The following is a 17,879-nucleotide window of genomic DNA, read 5'->3' on the forward strand; positions in this document are numbered from 1 at the left end:
TTTATTACGTATCGTTACGATCCTGTGACGCAGGATGCAGTTGGCAAACAGAGAATCTCATAATGAAAATGGCTTTAACCCTGAAACGCTCCGCGGCGCTGTGCGCGCTGGCGCTGGCCGCGCCGCACGCAACGCTTGCGGAAGACACCATTACCGTAAGCGCCGCCCCCGCCGAAACCGCGACCTCACCCACCGAAGGCTATACAGTCAGGCGCAGTACCGGCGCGACCAAAACCGATAAACCGCTTATCACGACCGCGCAGTCAGTGTCAGTGGTAACGCGTCAGCAAATGGAAGATCAGGGAGCCAGTACCTTTACCGAAGCGCTCAATTACACGCCGGGGGTTTTCTCCAATGTGGGCGGCGGTGCGACCCGCTTTGACGCCCTCGCGCTGCGCGGTTTCCACGGCGGCGACGTCGATAATATTTTCCTCAACGGCATGCGCCTGATGAGCGACGGCGGCAGCCATAACGTGTTGCAAATCGACCCGTGGTTTATTGAGCGCGTGGACATTATTAAAGGGCCGTCCTCTGCCCTTTACGGCCAGACCATTCCAGGCGGTCTGGTGAATCTCACGTCAAAGCGGCCCCAGTTCAATTCCGAGGGACATTTCCGGCTTTCTGCTGGCACGCAGAACACCAAAAGCGCAGCGTTTGATTACACCGATGCCATTAACGACCAGTGGGCGTATCGCCTGACCGGGATCACCCGCAATACCGATACGCAGTACGACAACACGCGTGAAGAGCGTTACGCCATTTCCCCGTCCCTGCTCTGGCAACCGGACAGCGACACCAGCCTGCTGTTAAGCGCTTATCTGCAAAAAGATCCGTCGGGCGGCTACCACGGCTCGTCCCCGGCCGAAGGTTCGCTTTATGGCCATAATGGCCGCAAAGTCAGCCATACCTATAACGAAGGCGATCCAGCCGATGGCTATCGCCGTCGCCAGCAAATTTACAGTGCCGCGTTTGACCATCGCTTTAACGATACCTGGTCTGTACATTCCAGCGCGAGCTACACCCACAGCAATGCCTCGCTGGATCAGGTTTATCAGAATGGCTGGATTGGCAACACCAATCAGCTGACGCGTGGCTATGTGGGTTATAAAGAGTCGCTTAACGCCTGGTCTACCGACAACCGTTTACAGGCTGACTTTGCCACGGGCGAGGTGGATCACACGCTGGTGCTGGGCGCGGAATATCATCGTTTCCGCAACGACATTCAGGGTGCCTACGGCAGCGCCGCGCCCTATAACCCGTTTACCGGTTATACGCCGAAAACCGGGCATGTGGTCACCTCAACAAACGACTTCAACCGCCGTTATTATCAGACCGGTGTTTATTTACAGGATGAGCTGGAATGGAACCGCTGGCATGCGACGCTGTCTGGACGCTATGACCGCATCGTGTCTAAACAGGTCAGTGATACCGCAGGCACCACTATCCGCCGCGCCGACGACCATGTCGGTGGGCGCGCCTCGCTGCTGTACGCTTTTGAAAACGGTTTGTCGCCGTATATCAGCTACAGTCAGGCTATCACCCCGTCCATTCTCTTTGATGCCCGCGGCGATTTGCTTAAACCCAGCACGTCTGAACAATATGAAGGTGGCCTGAAGTACCAGCCGCCGGGCACGTCGGATATGTACACAATAGCGATGTACGATCTGAAACAGAAAGATGTGTCGCAGCGCGATGAAAATATCTCCACCTCCAGCTATCAGGCTGTCGGCAACGTTCAATCGCAGGGCGTGGAAATTGAAGCGCGTAACCAGCTGACGCCGCGCCTTAGTACTATCGCGGGCTACACCTGGAACCGGGTACGCTTTGAAGATTCGCTCGGCGGCAAAGACGGTAACACGCCGTTACTGACACCAGATCAGATGGCGTCCTTCTGGGCACATTATCAGTTCGATTACGGCATCAGCGCAGGCGCAGGCGTGCGTTATATCGGCAGGCAGTGGGCGGATGACCAGAATACCCGTCGCGTCTCTTCCGTGACGCTAATGGATGCGATGGTGAAAGCCGATCTGGGCGCGTGGAACAGCGCGCTTAAGGGCGCGTTCGTCCAGGTGACGGCGAACAACCTCACCGATCGCGACTATATCTCCGGCTGTTATACCTCTAACTGTTACTGGGGAGCAGAGCGCAGCGTGACCGCAACGGTCGGCTACGATTTCTGACAGAAAAAAACGGCCCTTCGGGGCCGTTTTTTGTATTTACGCAACGTCGTCGTACGGAGGCTTAATCCCTGCGAAGCATACGGAACACCAGCAGCACGACAATGGCACCCACTACGGCGACCAGGAAGCTTGGTAGGTTAAAGCCCGTGACGCTGCCGCCGACACCGAAGAACGTGGCAAGCCAGCCGCCGACCACGGCACCCACGATACCGAGCACACAGGTCAGAATAAAACCGCCGCCATCGCGGCCCGGCATGATCAGTTTGGCAATAATGCCCGCGATAAGTCCAAATACAATCCAGGCCAAAATACCCATAGTCTCCACCCTCTTGATTAAGTGTCTTGAATGACTCGCCGCAAGGTGCGGCAAACCGAAGTGGTTTCAAGTATAGGTAATAAATAAAGATTCTTCCGGTAAGCTCGGATTATCCTCATACTGAAATAAAAATATTTTAGGATAAATCTTAAGTTTAAGGCGTGCGAGCCGATAATCGTCCACATCTCTCTGTCAGTCTTTAAGGAATCACGCGACGTGAGCAATTACAGTGAGCAGTTTCTGAAGCAAAATCCGCTGGCCGTGCTGGGGATTTTACGCGATTTGCAAAAAAGTCAGGCACCGATCCGCCTGTCGTGGGGCAGCTGGCAGTTTATCAGCCGCATTCTCGATGCCTCGCCGGAACAGCTGGTGCTTGATTTCGGAAGCCAGGAAAGCGAAAACCAGGCGGTGCAAAAAGCGAAGCATATCCAGTTCAGCGCTGAAGCCCAGGGCGCCAAGGTAGAATTTAATCTGCCTGCGCTGAATGTTGGTGAATATCAGAATCTGCCTGCCTTTGTCGCCCCGTTGCCGGAGGCGGTATGGTTTGTCCAGCGCCGCGAGCATTTTCGTATTAACGCGCCGGTACAGCCGCAATTTTACTGCCTGGCGCGGATGCCGGACGGCAAACTGTTTCGCGGTCGTTTACAGGATCTGTCGCTCGGCGGTATGGGTACGCTGCTGGAAGGCACCATGCCGGAAGGGCTGGAAGCGGGTATGCAGTTCTCGCCGCTGGAAATCGATCTGCTGGAGTGGGGAAAATTTCGCTTTGATGCGCAGTTGCTGACGATAAGCGAGCGCAAAGTGGTGGACAGTAAAAACGAGACGATCTCCACGCCGCGCCTGAGCTTTCGGTTCTTAAACCTCACCCCAGGCACAGAGCGCGAGCTCCAGCGCATTATCTTTGCACTGGAGCGTATCGCCCGGGAAAAAGCAAGCCGGGTGCGCTGATCACATGGCGTTCATCGCCTGTTGAACCTTCCAGATATAACGCGGGGCCTGCGGCGCCGGATGATTTTTCGCGACATGTTCGACAAACTCATCCGGGCTTAAGCCATTAATCTTCTCAATCGCCGTCTGGCGATCGGATGAGAACGTGCGCAGCAGCGCGCCCGCGCCATTCACATACGACACCACCAGCGCGTACTGCATCGTCTGCGGCTCCGCAATGCCTTTCAGCACGCCGTGCTCAAGAATGCTTAAGTACGCGGTGCCAATGGAAATATTCCGTTCAGGGTTTTTCAGCTCGCCTGAGGACGGCTGGCCACTCCAGCCCATATAGCGATAGACTTCGCGCCCGGCGGTGGAGGCTTTAATCTGCATCAGGCCAACCGCGTTCGACTTACTGACAAGCGTCGGATTGCCGCCCGATTCCACCGCGATAATCGCGGTCACCAGCCGCGGGCTTACGCCCCAGGCCTCTCCCGCTTTTTCGGTAATCGGCATCCACTGCATGGCGCGCTTCACCGGCACTTCGGGGTTCCAGGGTGGGTTTTTATAATCCGGCGTGGAGGAACATCCGGCGAGGAATACGACTAACCACATCAACCATCTTAATTTCACGCAACTTTCCTTTCCATATCAGTGCAACACGACGCGTCAACCCCGTCCGCCACGCCGGCGTCCGGATGACAACCGCTAAGGTTAGCGGCATGATAGCGGTTTCGCCTGGTATGTCAGCAAGGATTTGTTATGGCCCATATTCATCTCATCGCCCCCTCTGGTTATTGCATCAATCAGGAGGCGGCCTGGCGCGGCGTCAGTCGTCTCGAAGACGCCGGATTAACGGTGGCGAATCAGCAGGTTATTACCCGCCGGCTGCAGCGTTTCGCCGGACGGGACGACGAGCGTCTTGGTGATTTACAGGCCTTAAGCGCATTGTCTGAAAATGACGTTATCGTGATGCCGGTTCGCGGTGGCTACGGCATGACCCGCCTGCTGGCCTCCTTCGACCCTGCCCCGCTCATCGCCCGCCAGCGCGCTAATCCGCTGCTGATTTGCGGTCACAGCGATTTCACAGCGTTGCAGATGCTTCTGCTGGCGCGCGCTAACACCATTACCTTCAGCGGGCCGATGCTGGCCGGGAATTTCGGCGCGCCCGAGATGAACGCGTTTACCTGGCGTCACTTCTGGCAGGCGCTCACCGAGCCGGCGTATACGCTCGCGTGGCACAGCGACGGCGCGCCCTGCACCGCTGAGGGTACCGTCTGGGGCGGCAATCTGGCGATGCTGGCATCCCTTACCGGCACGCCGTGGATGCCCGTTATCGACGGCGGCATTCTGGTGGTGGAAGACATCAACGAGCACCCGTTCCGCGTTGAGCGTATGCTGCTGCAACTGCACGCCGCCGGGATCCTGGCGCGCCAGAAGGCGCTGATTCTGGGCAGCTTCAGCGCTAGCGCAGTAAATGATTATGACGACGGCTATACGCTTGAAAGCGTGGTCGCGCTGCTGCGCGAGCGCCTAAGCATTCCAGTCCTTACGGGGCTTGCGTTCGGCCACGAGCAGGAAACCGTTACGCTGCCGCTTGGCGCACAGGGTGAATTACATCACGACGGTGAGCGCGCGCAGCTGCGCCTGAGCGGTCATCCGGTGCTCTCTTCGAAAGCCGCCTTGCGGTTTACGCAAAGTCTGTGACGTGAATGCGCCCCTGAGCCGTGCGGCGGCTCAGGGGAAGGTGGGCCTGAAGCGGGTTATTTATCCGGGAGCGGATATCGCAACGCGATGTCCGGCGCATCCGTAAGCGGCCTGCCGGAGCGAGCCATCAGGTACCCGGCAATTTCTTCGGCGCTGAGCTCAACATTGGCCATTTCCGCATCTTCAAACCAGCTGTCGGGCCAAAAAATCAGATCCGACGGATTGCCGACAAAATTACTCTCCAGCAGGGAAATCGCGAAGTTCTGGTCAGATTCACTGCCCTCGCAGTCGCAGATAAAGGTAATGATCTGAATGAGTTCGGGCCACGTAAAGTCCGGGTAGAACGTCTCCTGATTAAAGGCCATCCGGGTAAAATTGATGGCACTGGTCCAGGAGGAAAAGTCTCTGAAATCAGAAAACGTACAGGGCCGCAAAACCTGGCGGTTCCATTCGGCCATCATGGTCACTAGCCCAGGGTCGTCCTGATCGGCACCTTCATCTATTTTAGAAAGAATGATTTGCGCATTCTTTGCGAGTTCACCAATCTTTTTTCTACTGACTTTGGTCGGTCTCATCCTTTCCGGCAGTGGCATTCTTTTAATCCTTGAAAAAGTAAATCACCAAATTCACGAGCTAAAAATAATACGTCTGGCGCAGAGGCGGTACTACCATAATCCGCCTGTCTGCGTCCTCGCATTCAGGCGGCGCGCACAGACAGGCGCCAGCGCCACGATTTACCCCGTGACAGGGCCATACTCCATCCTGCCGCCTCGCTTGCGTTATTTCCTGCCCCCTTTTCCCTGCGATATGGCGTAACCTGCTGTCATAACTCGCTGATGCACTATACTGACCATTGCCGTTGTCATTTCCATGGGAGCTGTCACGGTTTCCTGACTGATACTAACCCTACCCATGACCATCAGGAGAATAAGATGCAAAAGCGTAATACTCTGAAAGGATTGCTCGTCGTATCCGCCGTCGCCGCGATGTTCAACACCGTTGGTGTACAAGCACAGACGCCCGCGAGCACCGCGCAGAATAATGCCGCAAGCCAGACGGAATCGAATGCAAAGCTTAGCGCTGGCGACGAAAAAGCAATGAAGGACATGGCGCAGGCCAATATCAACGAAGTCGCCGCTGCCAAAATCGCGCTGGAAAAAGCCCAGAGCAGCGATGTTAAAGCCTACGCGCAGAAAATGGTCGACGATCACAGCGATGCTTTGAATAAAGTCAAAGAGGTTGCTGAGAAAAAAGGCGTGACGCTGCCGACTGAGCCGGACGCCAAACACAAGGCGATGGCCGAGAAGCTTGAAAAGCAGAGCGGCGATGCCTTTGACAAAGCGTATATGGAAAACGCCGGCACGAAAGACCATAAAATGGTGCTGTCGAAACTCCAGAGTGACGCCACGAAAATCAAAGATCCGGATGTGAAAGCACTGGCCGATGCGCACACGCCGGTCGTGGAAGAGCACCTGAAAGCTGCCCAGGAGATGGTGAAGAAATAAGGTCATAAGCCAGGTCGTTCAGTGGAGATCAGATCCCGCGGCCTGGCGTGAATGCGCTTTCAGCAAAGGGGCGCTAAAGTCATTAATAAAACTGACATGAGAACGTCCAGATCCCCTCTGATTTTCGGTGAAAGTAGCCGATGCCATTATCTGCCCACATCCAGTTTACTTTTTCCTCCGACCCCACCTGGAAGACGAAATCTTCAATTCCAACGCCATGCTGAATCTCTGCTGGATATCCACCCACTTTGGTTCCGCTGTAGCGATTAAAATCTGCAAAGAAGCGGTTGCTGGCCTCTTCGTCATTATTTACGTCAGAAAGGTCGGTTATTTCCCAGGCATCTTCCCAGCCGGGAGCATCATCATCGACGCTCAACCAACGAACAGGAAATGCACGATACGGAGTGTCTGATTCTGGCAATAATTCAAGCCCTTCAAGCGAGGCATATTCCCGGATTAGCCATCCTTCGCCATGAGGATTATCAAATGGATGATGCTCCCTGTTGTGATAAAGCACCATAAGAGCGATTCCCTTCAGTTGTTCAGGAATAACGGGAAGCTCATCAATACGAATCTGAAGAAGAGGAAACATCGGCTGCCCCTTCCAGGAGGGTATCCCTTCATCTGGCAGGTAAACGCCCTTTAAAAACCAGGAGGTAAGAGGGTCTGCAGGAGGGCGAAAACCTCCTACTTGCGCCACCGAAGCTGGACGCAATGCAGAGTTGAGTGCTTCTAAGGCGAGGGCGCTGCCGGGTGTCATATTTTTTCTCATACGTTTGCAGATATTGTCTGGATATCGCGCAGTTCATTATATGTGGTCATGATGGCTCAAAATTTTTCTCACGTAATAAAAGTGCGAAGGCTTGTTCAGATTCCTTATCTGCGCAGTCACAGATGAACGGGTTAATTTGCACTCATTCTGGCCACGAAAAGTCCGGGTATAAAGCAGCTGATTAAAGGCCATCCGGGTAAAGGCTTTGGCACTGCTCCGCGCGGAAAACTCTCTGAAATCACTAAACATAGAGGGGCACGCAACCTGCTTGCTCCATTCATCCATCATGGTTGCCAGTATGGGATCATCTTCATCAGCACTTTCATCAATCTTAGAAAGAAACATGTCAGCTGGTTTTACAAGTGCATTACGCTTTTCACCACTGACGCGGGTCGGTCTCATCTTTCTGGAAGTGGCATCGTTTTAACCATTAAAAAATTAAATCACGGGGCAGGGGGCATTTCCGGGGCATTTGCACGAGCCTTAAGCGTTATTCCCATAATCTTAAGTATGCTCTGCTGTGAGCCTGTTTTAAAAATGGTGTCTTTCATGTAGCGCATGCCCTGTTTGTTATAAAACTGATAAGCGCGAGTATTTTGTTCAAGCACTTCCAGCCACAAAAAATCTTTCCCACTATTGCGGGCAAATTCGGTGATTTTTTCAAACACGCACTGACCGTAGCGTTTACTTGTCTCTTCAGGGTCAAGATAGAGCTTATTAAGAAGCACCCCTGAGATTTCCGTACCGGGTATGGTGCTTTCCCATGTCAATTTCGCAAAACCAATTGGGCGATCGGTTTCTGCCACATACCAACTCACGCTGAGGTCTTTCAGGCTCCGTTCAATCGCAGACAGCGCATATTCACCGTCTAAAAAATCGTTCATTGCTGACGCTGAGGCCCACATCTGCGTAAAGTGAGCACGATAGATGCGATAACCCAGCGCACTGAGTAGCGCTGCGTCGACGAGAGTGGCTTGTCGTATTTGTAATGGCATGGAATAAAATCTTTTCGAGTAAAAAAGAAGCAGCCTACTTTATAACGAAATATCTCTTTGTTGCAGGTCTGTATGCGTTATTTGCTATGACCTGTGCGCGCGGAGGCAAACAGTGCCTCCAGGAAGACCCGCTTCTGGCTCGAAGCGGCCCCCGCACCCGCGCACCCTGCCCTTCCAGTCGCCGGCCTGAAATAAGCCCCGCAATGCTAAAGCGTTTTCTTCTCCCGGCGCACGCCTGCGGCATTGGGATAGCGCAGGGTCTCCTGCCGTTCAATCATCCATGCCGGGTAGTGCGGCGGCAACGCGCTTATCGCGTCAAGCTGCGCCAGCTCCTCCGCCGTCAGCGTAATGTCGGTGGCACCCAGATTATCGGTGAGTTGTTCGAGCCGTTTTACGCCGATAATCACACTGGTGACAACCGGGCGGGCAAGGAGCCAGGCGATGGCTATCTGGCTTACTGATACCGAACGCGCGTCGGCAATCTCACGCATTGCGGCAACGCACTGCCAGGCCCGGTCGCGGTCCACAGGGGGAAAATCAAAGTTGCTGCGGCGCGCATTGCTGTCCTGCGCAGCGCCTGGCCCGAATTTTCCGGACAATAATCCCCCTGCCAGCGGCGACCAGACGAGAAGCCCCAGGTTTTCTTCGCGCGCAAGCGGCAGCAACTCGCGCTCTATGTCGCGGCTGGCAATCGAATAATACGCCTGCAACGTTTCAAATCGCGTGGCGTGCAGCGCCTCGCTCAGACCAAGCGCTTTGCCAAGCTTACCGGCCGCCCAGTTAGACACACCCACATAGCGCACCAGCCCTTGTCGGGTCAAATCGTCAAGCGCGCGTAACGTTTCTTCCACCGGCGTGACGGGGTCGCTGGCGTGGATCTGGTATAAATCGATATGGTCCACCTGGAGCCTCTCCAGGCTTCTGTACACGGCATCCATAATGTGTCCTCGTGATGCCCCCTGATCGTTGGGGCCGCTTCCCATCACGCCTCCCGTTTTGGTCGCGATAAAAATGTCGCTTCGCGCCACACCCAGTTCTTTCAGGGCGATGCCGGTAATACGTTCTGCCTGGCCAAAGGAGTAAATATCGGCGGTATCAATGAAGTTAATGCCGCCCGCAAGCGCGTGTGCAATAAGCTGGTTGGCCTCTTCCTGCGCGACGGCGCCGATGGATGACCACATACCCGCGTCGGCATTACCGCCGAGCGTCATCGTGCCAAGGCACAGTTCCGACACGAACATACCTGTACGGCCAAGTTGTTTATATTTCAAAGCATTATCCTTTTACCGAAGTATTTTCTGCCTGTTAAACCGGGACAAAGCGCCGTGTCCTTACAGGCCAGCGCCTTTCGTCAGATTTACAGCGTGTAAAGGCAGTGTAATAAGTATTAATATGGGTATAAATAACGCCAAAATGAACAGACTGTTACGCCCGGAGAAAACAATGAAAAACCTTGAGCCGCTCATCATTTTTGCGCGCGTGGCGGAAATGAAGAGTTTTACGCAGGCCGCCGAAAGCCTTGGGATTCAGAAAGGCCGCGCCTCGGTGGTGGTACGTGAGCTTGAGGAGGAGATAGGCGCGACGCTTCTCAACAGGACAACCCGAACCGTGCAGCTGACCGAAGAGGGGCGCGCATTTTATACCCGCGCACGCGATCTGCTATCCGAGGCCGACGAGCTCACATCCATGTTCACGGCAGGTGCCATGTCGCTACGCGGGCGTTTACGGGTTGATATGCCGGCGATACTGGCAGAGAACATTATCATTCCTGCCCTGCCCCAGCTGCTTGAGGCACACCCTGAACTGGAGCTTGAGCTTTCCAGTACCGACCGTCGTGTTGATCTCATCCAGGAAGGATTTGACTGTGTGATCCGCCTGGGACCAGTCGTTGATGAAACGCTTGTTGCCCGGCCACTTGGGAAATTACGCATGATCAATGCCGCAAGCCCTGCCTATCTGGCGCGGGTTGGCGTGCCGCAAACGCTGGATGACCTTACCCGGCAGGGGCACAGGATGGTGCATTACCTCCGCAATTTCGGCGCAAAGCCCCTGGGGTGGGAGTATCCGACCAGTGAGGGCTATCAGACGCTGATGCTTCCGGGAGCGGTCAGCGTCAACAGCGTAGCGGCGTACCATCAGGCAGGGCTCGCCGGGTTAGGCTTAATTCAGGGCGGCTATTCCAGCCTCGCGCCTTATATCCAGCGCGGTTCGCTGGTTGAGATCCTCCCGGATTATTGTCCTGCGCCTCTTGATGCCGCTTTCGTCCTTGTCCATCGACGAAATCTCTCGCAGCGCGTGCGGGCGTTTATGCGCTGGACCGAAGCCGTTTTACAACCGTACTTCGCCTGATATCCGTCATGGCGATTCAGGCCGCTTGTGAAGATGTGCGTCGGGAAGCGCATAAAACACAGGTTATCCGGGCAAACATCGCGAAACACCCGGCGGCGCGGCCGGGGTTTCTGCTACGCTGACAGGGCAATTCTCTATTGAAAAGACAGGAAAAAGCGATTCAACATGTCAATTAAACCGATTGATTCATAATTAGTATGTTAAGTTTTTTAAAAAACCCATCAACAGAGGAGATCGCGCACGTTGGACGCCGGGACGATTATTAGTCTTTTTATTCTGGGTTCGGTACTGGTCACCTGCAGTATCCTGTTAAGTTCATTCTCGTCACGTCTTGGTATCCCCATTCTGGTGATTTTCCTGGCTATCGGCATGCTTGCGGGCGTGGATGGCGTGGGTGGCATTCCGTTTGATAACTACCCGCTAGCATATCTCATCAGTAACCTGGCGCTGGCCGTGATCCTGCTGGACGGCGGTATGCGCACCCAGGCGAGTTCCTTCAGAGTCGCGCTTGGCCCCGCGCTGTCGCTTGCAACCGTTGGAGTGCTTATCACCTCCGGGCTGACCGGCATGGCCGCCGCGTGGCTGTTTCATCTCGATATCATGGAAGGCTTGCTGATTGGCGCGATTGTCGGCTCCACCGACGCCGCGGCGGTCTTTTCGCTGCTTGGCGGCAAGGGGCTTAACGAGCGCGTCAGCTCCACCCTTGAGATTGAATCCGGCAGTAACGATCCGATGGCGGTATTTCTCACCATTACGCTTATCGCCATGATTCAGGAGCATCAAACCGCATTAAGCTGGATGTTCCTGGTGCATATCGTTCAGCAGTTCGGGCTTGGGATCCTGATTGGCCTTGGCGGCGGCTGGTTACTGCTGAAAATGATCAACCGGATTCCCCTGCCCGCCGGGCTTTATCCCCTGCTCGCGTTAAGCGGCGGCATCATGGTGTTCTCCGTGACCACAGCGCTCGACGGCAGTGGCATACTCGCGGTGTACCTGTGTGGATTTGTCCTTGGTAACCGCCCTATCCGCAACCGTTACGGCATTCAGCAAACCTTCGACGGTCTGGCGTGGCTTGCGCAGATCGGCATGTTCCTGGTGCTGGGCTTACTGGTCACGCCGTCGCATCTGCTGCCGATTGCCCTGCCCGCACTGCTGCTCTCGCTGTGGATGATTTTCATCGCCCGCCCGCTCTCCATCTTTACCGGACTACTGCCGTTTCGCGGGTTTACGCTGCGCGAGCGTGTGTTTATTAGCTGGGTAGGACTTCGCGGCGCGGTGCCGATTATTCTTGCGGTGTTCCCGATGATGGCCGGGCTGGATCGCGCGAATCTGTTTTTCGACGTGGCGTTTTTCGTGGTGCTGGTGTCGTTGCTCTTCCAGGGCACTACGCTCGGCCTGGCCGCGAAAAAGGCTAAAGTGGTGGTGCCGGAAGTCGGACGTCCGCAGTCGCGCGTGGGGCTGGACATTCACCCGGAAAACCCGTGGGAGCAGTTCGTTTATCAGCTCAGCGCTGATAAATGGTGCGTCGGGGCGGCACTGCGTGATCTGCATATGCCAAAAGAGACGCGCATTGCGGCGTTGTTTCGCGAAAACCAGTTGATGCACCCGACCGGCAGCACGCGCCTGCGTGAAGGCGACGTATTATGCGTGATTGGCCGCGAACGGGATTTGCCTGCGCTTGGCAAGCTGTTCAGCCAGTCGCCGCCGGTCGCACTCGACCAGCGCTTCTTCGGCGACTTTATTCTCGAAGCTGACGCGAAGTTCTCCGATGTGGCGTTTATTTACGGGCTAGACGATCAGTCAGCCGTGGATAAAGACCGCACGATCGGCGAGGTCGTGCAGACGCTGATTGGCGCAGCTCCCGTCGTGGGCGACCAGGTAGATTTTGCCGGGATGACGTGGACCGTCGCGGAGAAAGAGAACAACCAGATCCGCCGCATCGGCCTGAAAGTGGCGGAAGACGACGACGAATAACGCCGTCTGCGCAGGTGAAAACAAAAAGGGAAACCCGCGGGTTTCCCTTTTTTATGCGTGAGCGCAGGTACTCAGTGGGTGCTGACCGGCACGCGGGGCGCCAGCGCGCACATCAGTTCATACCCAACCGTACCGCAGGCCGCGGCAACATCATCGATTTTAATGTCGTTGCCCCATAACTCGACCGGGCTGCCGATGCCCGCCTGCGTACAGGGCGTGAGATCGACCGCCAGCATATCCATCGATACCGTGCCGACGATACCGGTGCGCACGCCGTCCACCAGCACCGGGGTGCCGTCCGGCGCGTGGCGCGGATAACCGTCAGCGTAACCGCCCACCACAATCCCGATGCGCTGTTCGCGTACGGCCCGGTAGCGGCTGCCGTAACCGACCGTATCGCCAGGCTTAAGCGTCTGGATGCCGATCACTTCGCTCTTAAGCGTCATGACGGGCCGCAGGCCGCTGGTGGCGATGTCTTGCCACTGCCCGCTCGGCGAGGCGCCATACAGCACGATGCCGGGGCGCACCCAGTCAAAATGCGCCTGCGGATGCCAGAGCGCCGCGGCTGAATTAGCGAGCGAACGCGGCGCGTCGATACCTTCCGCCGCCTGTTCAATGCGCACCATCGCCTCATCAATCCCTTCCGGGCGATCGGCGTCAGCGAAATGCGCCATCAGGGTGAGCTGCCCGACATTCGCAATGCTCTTTAGTTGCTGCCAGATGCTGTGCACACGCTCAGGTGCGAAGCCTAAGCGGTTCATGCCGCTGTTGATTTTGAGATAGACATCCAGCGGCGCGTTAAGCTTCGCGGCATTCAAGGCTTTCAACTGCCAGTTGCTGTGCACGCTGGTGGTCAGGCGATATTTATCAAATAACGCCAGTTCATCGGCGTGGAAGAAGCCTTCCAGCATCAGAATGGGGCCTTTCCAGCCGCGCTCGCGCAGTAAAATAGCTTCTTCAAGGTTCAGCATGGCGAAACCATCGGTAGTACTGAGCGCAGACCAGATGCGATCAAGCCCGTGGCCATAGGCGTTCGCCTTGACCACCGACCAGACGCGCGAACGGGGCGCGGCGCTTCGCACCACCTCCAGGTTGTGACGCAAAGCCTGGAGATCCAGGCTCGCCTGTATCGGACGTGACATGAGCGTTCCTTCTCAGGGATGCGCGCCGTGCAGGCGGTGCGACGATGAAGGCGTAAAGCCCGGTGCATAGCGGGCCACCGACAGATCCTCAAACGGAATGGAGGGCGTGCGGCCAGAGATAATGTCGCTCAGCATCTGGCCGGAGCCGCAGGCCATCGTCCAGCCGAGCGTGCCGTGACCAGTGTTGAGCCACAGGTTTTTAAATGCAGTGCGCCCGACCACTGGCGTACCATCCGGCGTCATCGGCCGCAGGCCGGTCCAGAAGGTGGCCTGTTCGATATGCCCGCCGCGCGGGTAGAGATCGCGCACGACCATCTCCAGCGTCTCCTGACGCGGTTTCAGCAGGTCGGTATTAAAGCCGACAATTTCCGCCATGCCGCCCACGCGGATACGGTTATCAAAGCGCGTAATCGCGATTTTGTAAGTTTCATCAAGCACAGTGGACACCGGCGCGCCTGTTTCATCGGCGATGGGAATCGTGAGCGAGTAGCCCTTCAGCGGGTAGACCGGGATATCGACGACGCCTTTAAGCATGGCGGTGGAGTACGATCCGAACGCCATCACGTAGCCGTCGGCTTTGATGACCTCATCGCCGCACTTCACGCCGTAAATACGCTGACCTTCGCTCAGCAGGCGGTCTATCGGCGTGTTGTAGCGAAACACGACGCCAGCCTCTTGCGCCATCTGCGCAAGGCGCGTGGTAAAGAGCTGGCAATCGCCGGTTTCGTCATTTGGCAGTTGCAGCCCGCCGGTGAGCTTATGAGCAACTTCCGCGAGCGCCGGTTCTACCTGCGCCAGTTCGGCGGCTTTCAGCAAGCGGAACGGCACGCCTTCGCTCTCAAGCACGGCGATATCGCGCGAGGCGTTTTCATACTGCTGTTCCGTGCGAAAGAGTTGCAGCGTGCCGCCCTGACGGCCTTCGTACTCGATGCCGGTGGATTCGCGCAGGGCTTTTAAGCAGTCGCGGCTGTATTCCGCAAGGCGTACCATGCGGCCTTTATTCTGCATGTAATGGCGGGTGTCGCAGTTGCGCAGCATCTGCCACATCCACTTAAGCTGAAAGTGCGTCCCGTCAAGGCTTATCGCCAGCGGCGCGTGGCGCTGAAACATCCACTTGATCGCTTTCAGCGGTACGCCCGGTGCTGCCCAGGGCGCCGCATAACCAGGCGAGATCTGCCCGGCATTGGCGGCGCTGGTTTCCAGCGCCGGGCCCGGCTCGCGATCGATAACCGTCACTTCGTGCCCCGCCTGACGTAAATACCAGGCGCTGGCGACGCCGACGACCCCACTCCCCAGCACGACTACATGCATGTCTTCTTCCTTCTCAGGTTAAAGAATGATTAACTGATTACAAATTGATAACCCAGAAGAAAATATTATTCAACATATGGCTTTTTTATGGTGAGCCGACTCACAACTTTCCCCGCCACAGCGGCACCTGCGCTTTCAGGATCTCCTGCTTCCCTTCCCGGCCCGACAAAATAAAATGCTGTCACACCCGGCGATTACCGACAGGCAGGCTCAGGAAATCGCGCAGAAAAAATTTTTGCCGTGGCGCTGATAAGGCGGGGGTGATCTATGCTTGAAATTAAGGCTCTCCCCGGATGAGAGCCGCTAACAATGAGGGCGCGCTGATGGCTACCGTAACTGATTCCCTGAAGAAGGATACCCAACGTCTGAGCGACGGGCCGGACTGGACGTTTGACTTGCTGGATGTCTATCTCGCCGAGATTGACCGCGTGGCGAAACTCTACCGGCTGGACACCTACCCGCACCAGATTGAGATAATCACATCCGAACAGATGATGGACGCCTATTCCAGCATCGGGATGCCCATTAACTACCCGCACTGGTCTTTCGGCAAAAAATTCATTGAAACCGAGCGGCTTTATAAGCATGGCCAGCAGGGGCTTGCCTACGAAATTGTGATTAACTCTAATCCGTGCATCGCCTATCTGATGGAAGAGAACACTATCACCATGCAGGCGCTGGTGATGGCGCATGCCTGTTACGGCCATAACTCGTTTTTCAAAAATAACTATCTGTTCCGTAGCTGGACCGACGCCAGCTCGATTGTCGATTACCTGATTTTCGCCCGTCACTATATTACCGAGTGCGAAGAGCGCTATGGCGTTGACGAGGTCGAAAAGCTGCTGGATTCCTGCCATGCGCTGATGAATTACGGCGTTGATCGTTATAAACGTCCGCAGAAGATTTCGTTGCAGGAAGAGAAAGCGCGCCAGAAAAGCCGTGAAGAGTATCTGCAAAGCCAGGTCAATATGCTCTGGCGTACGCTGCCGCGCCGCGAAGAGGAAAAAACCATTGAGATGCCTCATCGCTTCCCGGCCGAGCCGCAGGAAAACCTGCTCTACTTTATGGAGAAGAACGCGCCGTTGCTGGAGCCGTGGCAGCGCGAGATCCTGCGTATTGTGCGTAAGGTGAGCCAGTATTTCTACCCGCAGAAGCAGACGCAGGTCATGAACGAAGGCTGGGCGACCTTCTGGCACTACACCATCCTCAATCACCTTTACGATGAAGGGAAAGTGACCGAGCGCTTTATGCTGGAGTTTTTACACAGCCACACCAATGTGGTGTTTCAGCCACCCTATAACAGCCAGTGGTACAGCGGTATTAACCCATACGCGCTCGGCTTCGCGATGTTTCAGGATATTAAACGCATCTGTCAGAACCCAACCGAGGAAGACCGCTACTGGTTCCCGGATATTGCTGGATCCGACTGGCTGGAAACGCTGCATTTTGCGATGCGCGATTTTAAAGACGAGAGCTTTATTAGCCAGTTTCTGTCGCCGAAAGTCATGCGCGATTTCCGCCTTTTCACCGTGCTTGATGACGATCGCAACAATTACCTGGAAATTGCCGCTATCCATAACGAAGAGGGTTACCGGGCTATTCGTAACGAGCTGTCGGCCCAGTACAATCTCAGCAATCTGGAGCCGAATATTCAGGTGTGGAACGTTAATCTGCGCGGCGACCGCGCCCTGACGCTGCGCTACATTCCGCAAAACCGCGCGCCGCTTGATAAAGGGCGTCGTGAAGTGCTGAAACATGTGCATCGCCTGTGGGGCTTTGACGTGATGCTGGAGCAGCAAAACGAAGATGGCAGTGTGGAATTGCTGGAACGTTGTCCGCCCAGGATCAACTCGCTGTAAGGGAATGCAGGACAGCAAAAAGGCTTCCCGTGGGAAGCCTTTTTTGTGTGTGGCGCTTAACGCGTGTGCATCGCCAGATCGCCTGGCAGGTTTTTCTGCATGCGATGCCAGATCTCCCCACTCTCGCGCCCGTAGGTGCGCACCACGTCATAAACCTGATCGTATAACCCTTCACGTGAGAGCGAACCGAGTTTGTGATAGAAGCCGAGCGCGAGGCTGCGTGCTTCTGGGTTTGAGAAATAGTGGCGGCCAATGCGGGTGTAAAGCCCTTTCATGCCGTTGAGGATCAGCCCATAAATCGGGTTGCCGGAGGCAAATGCCAGACCCCGGAAAATGTTGTAATCAAGGTCTGCGAACGCGTCGGCGTGATCTTCCACTTCGTCTGCCGTCGCAAGGACTTCATGCGCGCGCTCAGGATGCAGGCGCAGCGCGGTGCGAATGAAGATCGTCGCGATATTGGTACGTACGGAGAGCAGGTTATCGATGAGCTGCGGCACGCTTTCGTGGTCCAGACGCGCCAGCGTTTCAAGAATATTGAGGCCTGAGGTTTCCCAGAAGTTGTTCACTTTCGTAGGCTTACCGTGCTGGATAGTCAGCCAGCCATCGCGCGCCAGGCGCTGCAACACTTCGCGCAGGGTGGTGCGCGTTACGCCAATCAGTTCAGAGAGTTCGCGTTCAGCAGGCAGAATAGATCCCGGAGGGAAGCGGCTATTCCAGATGCTTTCAATAATGTACTCTTCCGCGAAACCCGCCGGGCTCTGCGCCTTAATTACCATAATGAGCTTCCAATACACCTAACATGCAAAATTCACTCATCATACCAGACGCGCCAGGGCGCAGAT

16 protein-coding genes are annotated in these 17,879 nt (G+C 55.8%); 7 read left to right on the plus strand and 9 right to left on the minus strand.

The genetic code is table 11. The annotated features are described in order from the left end of the window. The first annotated feature begins 62 nt into the window (after positions 1–62). Positions 63–2,180 (plus strand): TonB-dependent siderophore receptor, encoded by a 2,118-nt coding sequence (locus tag AFK62_RS11125; protein WP_007674093.1) that lies wholly within the window; start codon positions 63–65, stop codon positions 2,178–2,180. 61 nt (positions 2,181–2,241) lie between these two features. Here AFK62_RS11125 and AFK62_RS11130 read toward each other — a convergent pair whose 3' ends face one another. Further along, positions 2,242–2,496, minus strand: a complete 255-nt coding sequence (locus AFK62_RS11130) for a GlsB/YeaQ/YmgE family stress response membrane protein (RefSeq protein WP_007674091.1) — start codon at positions 2,494–2,496, stop codon at positions 2,242–2,244. Between the two features lie 216 nt (positions 2,497–2,712). On the opposite strand from AFK62_RS11130, the gene ycgR reads away from it, so the two are divergent. Next, positions 2,713–3,444 carry a flagellar brake protein YcgR gene (ycgR, locus tag AFK62_RS11135; protein WP_007674088.1) on the plus strand — a complete coding sequence of 244 codons (732 nt, stop codon included), beginning with the start codon at positions 2,713–2,715 and terminating at the stop codon, positions 3,442–3,444. On the opposite strand, the gene emtA is transcribed toward ycgR, so the two are convergent. After that, entirely contained in the window at positions 3,445–4,056 is a 612-nt protein-coding gene (emtA, locus tag AFK62_RS11140; protein ID WP_053531908.1) for a membrane-bound lytic murein transglycosylase EmtA, read from the minus strand. It lies immediately after the preceding gene. A gap of 129 nt (positions 4,057–4,185) precedes the next feature. On the opposite strand from emtA, the gene ldcA reads away from it, so the two are divergent. After that, positions 4,186–5,130, plus strand: coding sequence for a muramoyltetrapeptide carboxypeptidase (ldcA, locus tag AFK62_RS11145; protein WP_007674083.1), 945 nt, complete (start codon positions 4,186–4,188; stop codon positions 5,128–5,130). Between the two features lie 56 nt (positions 5,131–5,186). Here ldcA and AFK62_RS11150 read toward each other — a convergent pair whose 3' ends face one another. Continuing rightward, positions 5,187–5,723, minus strand: a complete 537-nt coding sequence (locus AFK62_RS11150) for a hypothetical protein (protein WP_007674081.1) — start codon at positions 5,721–5,723, stop codon at positions 5,187–5,189. A 339-nt stretch (positions 5,724–6,062) separates the two neighbouring features. Here AFK62_RS11150 and AFK62_RS11155 point away from each other — a divergent pair, with 339 nt between their 5' ends. Next, positions 6,063–6,635 carry a DUF4142 domain-containing protein gene (locus tag AFK62_RS11155; protein ID WP_007674080.1) on the plus strand — a complete coding sequence of 191 codons (573 nt, stop codon included), beginning with the start codon at positions 6,063–6,065 and terminating at the stop codon, positions 6,633–6,635. Positions 6,636–6,717: 82 nt separating this feature from the next. Here the strand turns inward: AFK62_RS11155 and AFK62_RS11160 are convergent, their stop codons facing one another. The 3 genes from AFK62_RS11160 to AFK62_RS11175 all read right to left on the minus strand — a co-directional run bounded on the left by AFK62_RS11160 (position 6,718) and on the right by AFK62_RS11175 (position 9,673). Then, complete coding sequence (locus tag AFK62_RS11160; RefSeq protein WP_226991906.1) at positions 6,718–7,407, minus strand: DUF1963 domain-containing protein; 690 nt, start codon at positions 7,405–7,407, stop codon at positions 6,718–6,720. Between the two features lie 443 nt (positions 7,408–7,850). Continuing rightward, on the minus strand, positions 7,851–8,402 hold the full coding sequence (locus tag AFK62_RS11170) for a GNAT family N-acetyltransferase (protein ID WP_050555032.1): 552 nt from the start codon (positions 8,400–8,402) through the stop codon (positions 7,851–7,853). A gap of 206 nt (positions 8,403–8,608) precedes the next feature. Then, entirely contained in the window at positions 8,609–9,673 is a 1,065-nt protein-coding gene (locus AFK62_RS11175; protein ID WP_007674073.1) for an aldo/keto reductase, read from the minus strand. Between the two features lie 172 nt (positions 9,674–9,845). On the opposite strand from AFK62_RS11175, the gene AFK62_RS11180 reads away from it, so the two are divergent. Both AFK62_RS11180 and AFK62_RS11185 read left to right on the plus strand, forming a co-directional pair. Beyond that, on the plus strand, positions 9,846–10,751 hold the full coding sequence (locus tag AFK62_RS11180) for a LysR substrate-binding domain-containing protein (RefSeq protein ID WP_032984475.1): 906 nt from the start codon (positions 9,846–9,848) through the stop codon (positions 10,749–10,751). Between the two features lie 243 nt (positions 10,752–10,994). Beyond that, positions 10,995–12,725 (plus strand): potassium/proton antiporter, encoded by a 1,731-nt coding sequence (locus AFK62_RS11185; RefSeq protein ID WP_007674065.1) that lies wholly within the window; start codon positions 10,995–10,997, stop codon positions 12,723–12,725. A 71-nt stretch (positions 12,726–12,796) separates the two neighbouring features. On the opposite strand, the gene dadX is transcribed toward AFK62_RS11185, so the two are convergent. Together dadX and AFK62_RS11195 are read right to left on the minus strand one after the other, a co-directional pair. Beyond that, complete coding sequence (gene dadX, locus AFK62_RS11190; protein WP_007674062.1) at positions 12,797–13,867, minus strand: catabolic alanine racemase DadX; 1,071 nt, start codon at positions 13,865–13,867, stop codon at positions 12,797–12,799. Positions 13,868–13,879: 12 nt separating this feature from the next. After that, positions 13,880–15,178: a D-amino acid dehydrogenase gene (locus AFK62_RS11195; protein WP_007674060.1), complete on the minus strand. Its 1,299-nt coding sequence runs from the start codon at positions 15,176–15,178 to the stop codon at positions 13,880–13,882. A 323-nt stretch (positions 15,179–15,501) separates the two neighbouring features. Here AFK62_RS11195 and AFK62_RS11200 point away from each other — a divergent pair, with 323 nt between their 5' ends. Then, positions 15,502–17,037, plus strand: a complete 1,536-nt coding sequence (locus AFK62_RS11200) for a SpoVR family protein (protein WP_007674057.1) — start codon at positions 15,502–15,504, stop codon at positions 17,035–17,037. A gap of 56 nt (positions 17,038–17,093) precedes the next feature. On the opposite strand, the gene fadR is transcribed toward AFK62_RS11200, so the two are convergent. Further along, complete coding sequence (fadR, locus tag AFK62_RS11205) at positions 17,094–17,813, minus strand: fatty acid metabolism transcriptional regulator FadR (protein WP_053531909.1); 720 nt, start codon at positions 17,811–17,813, stop codon at positions 17,094–17,096. Positions 17,814–17,879: the final 66 nt, after the last annotated feature.

Source organism: Cronobacter condimenti 1330 (assembly GCF_001277255.1).
Classification (GTDB): Bacteria; Pseudomonadota; Gammaproteobacteria; order Enterobacterales; family Enterobacteriaceae; genus Cronobacter; species Cronobacter condimenti.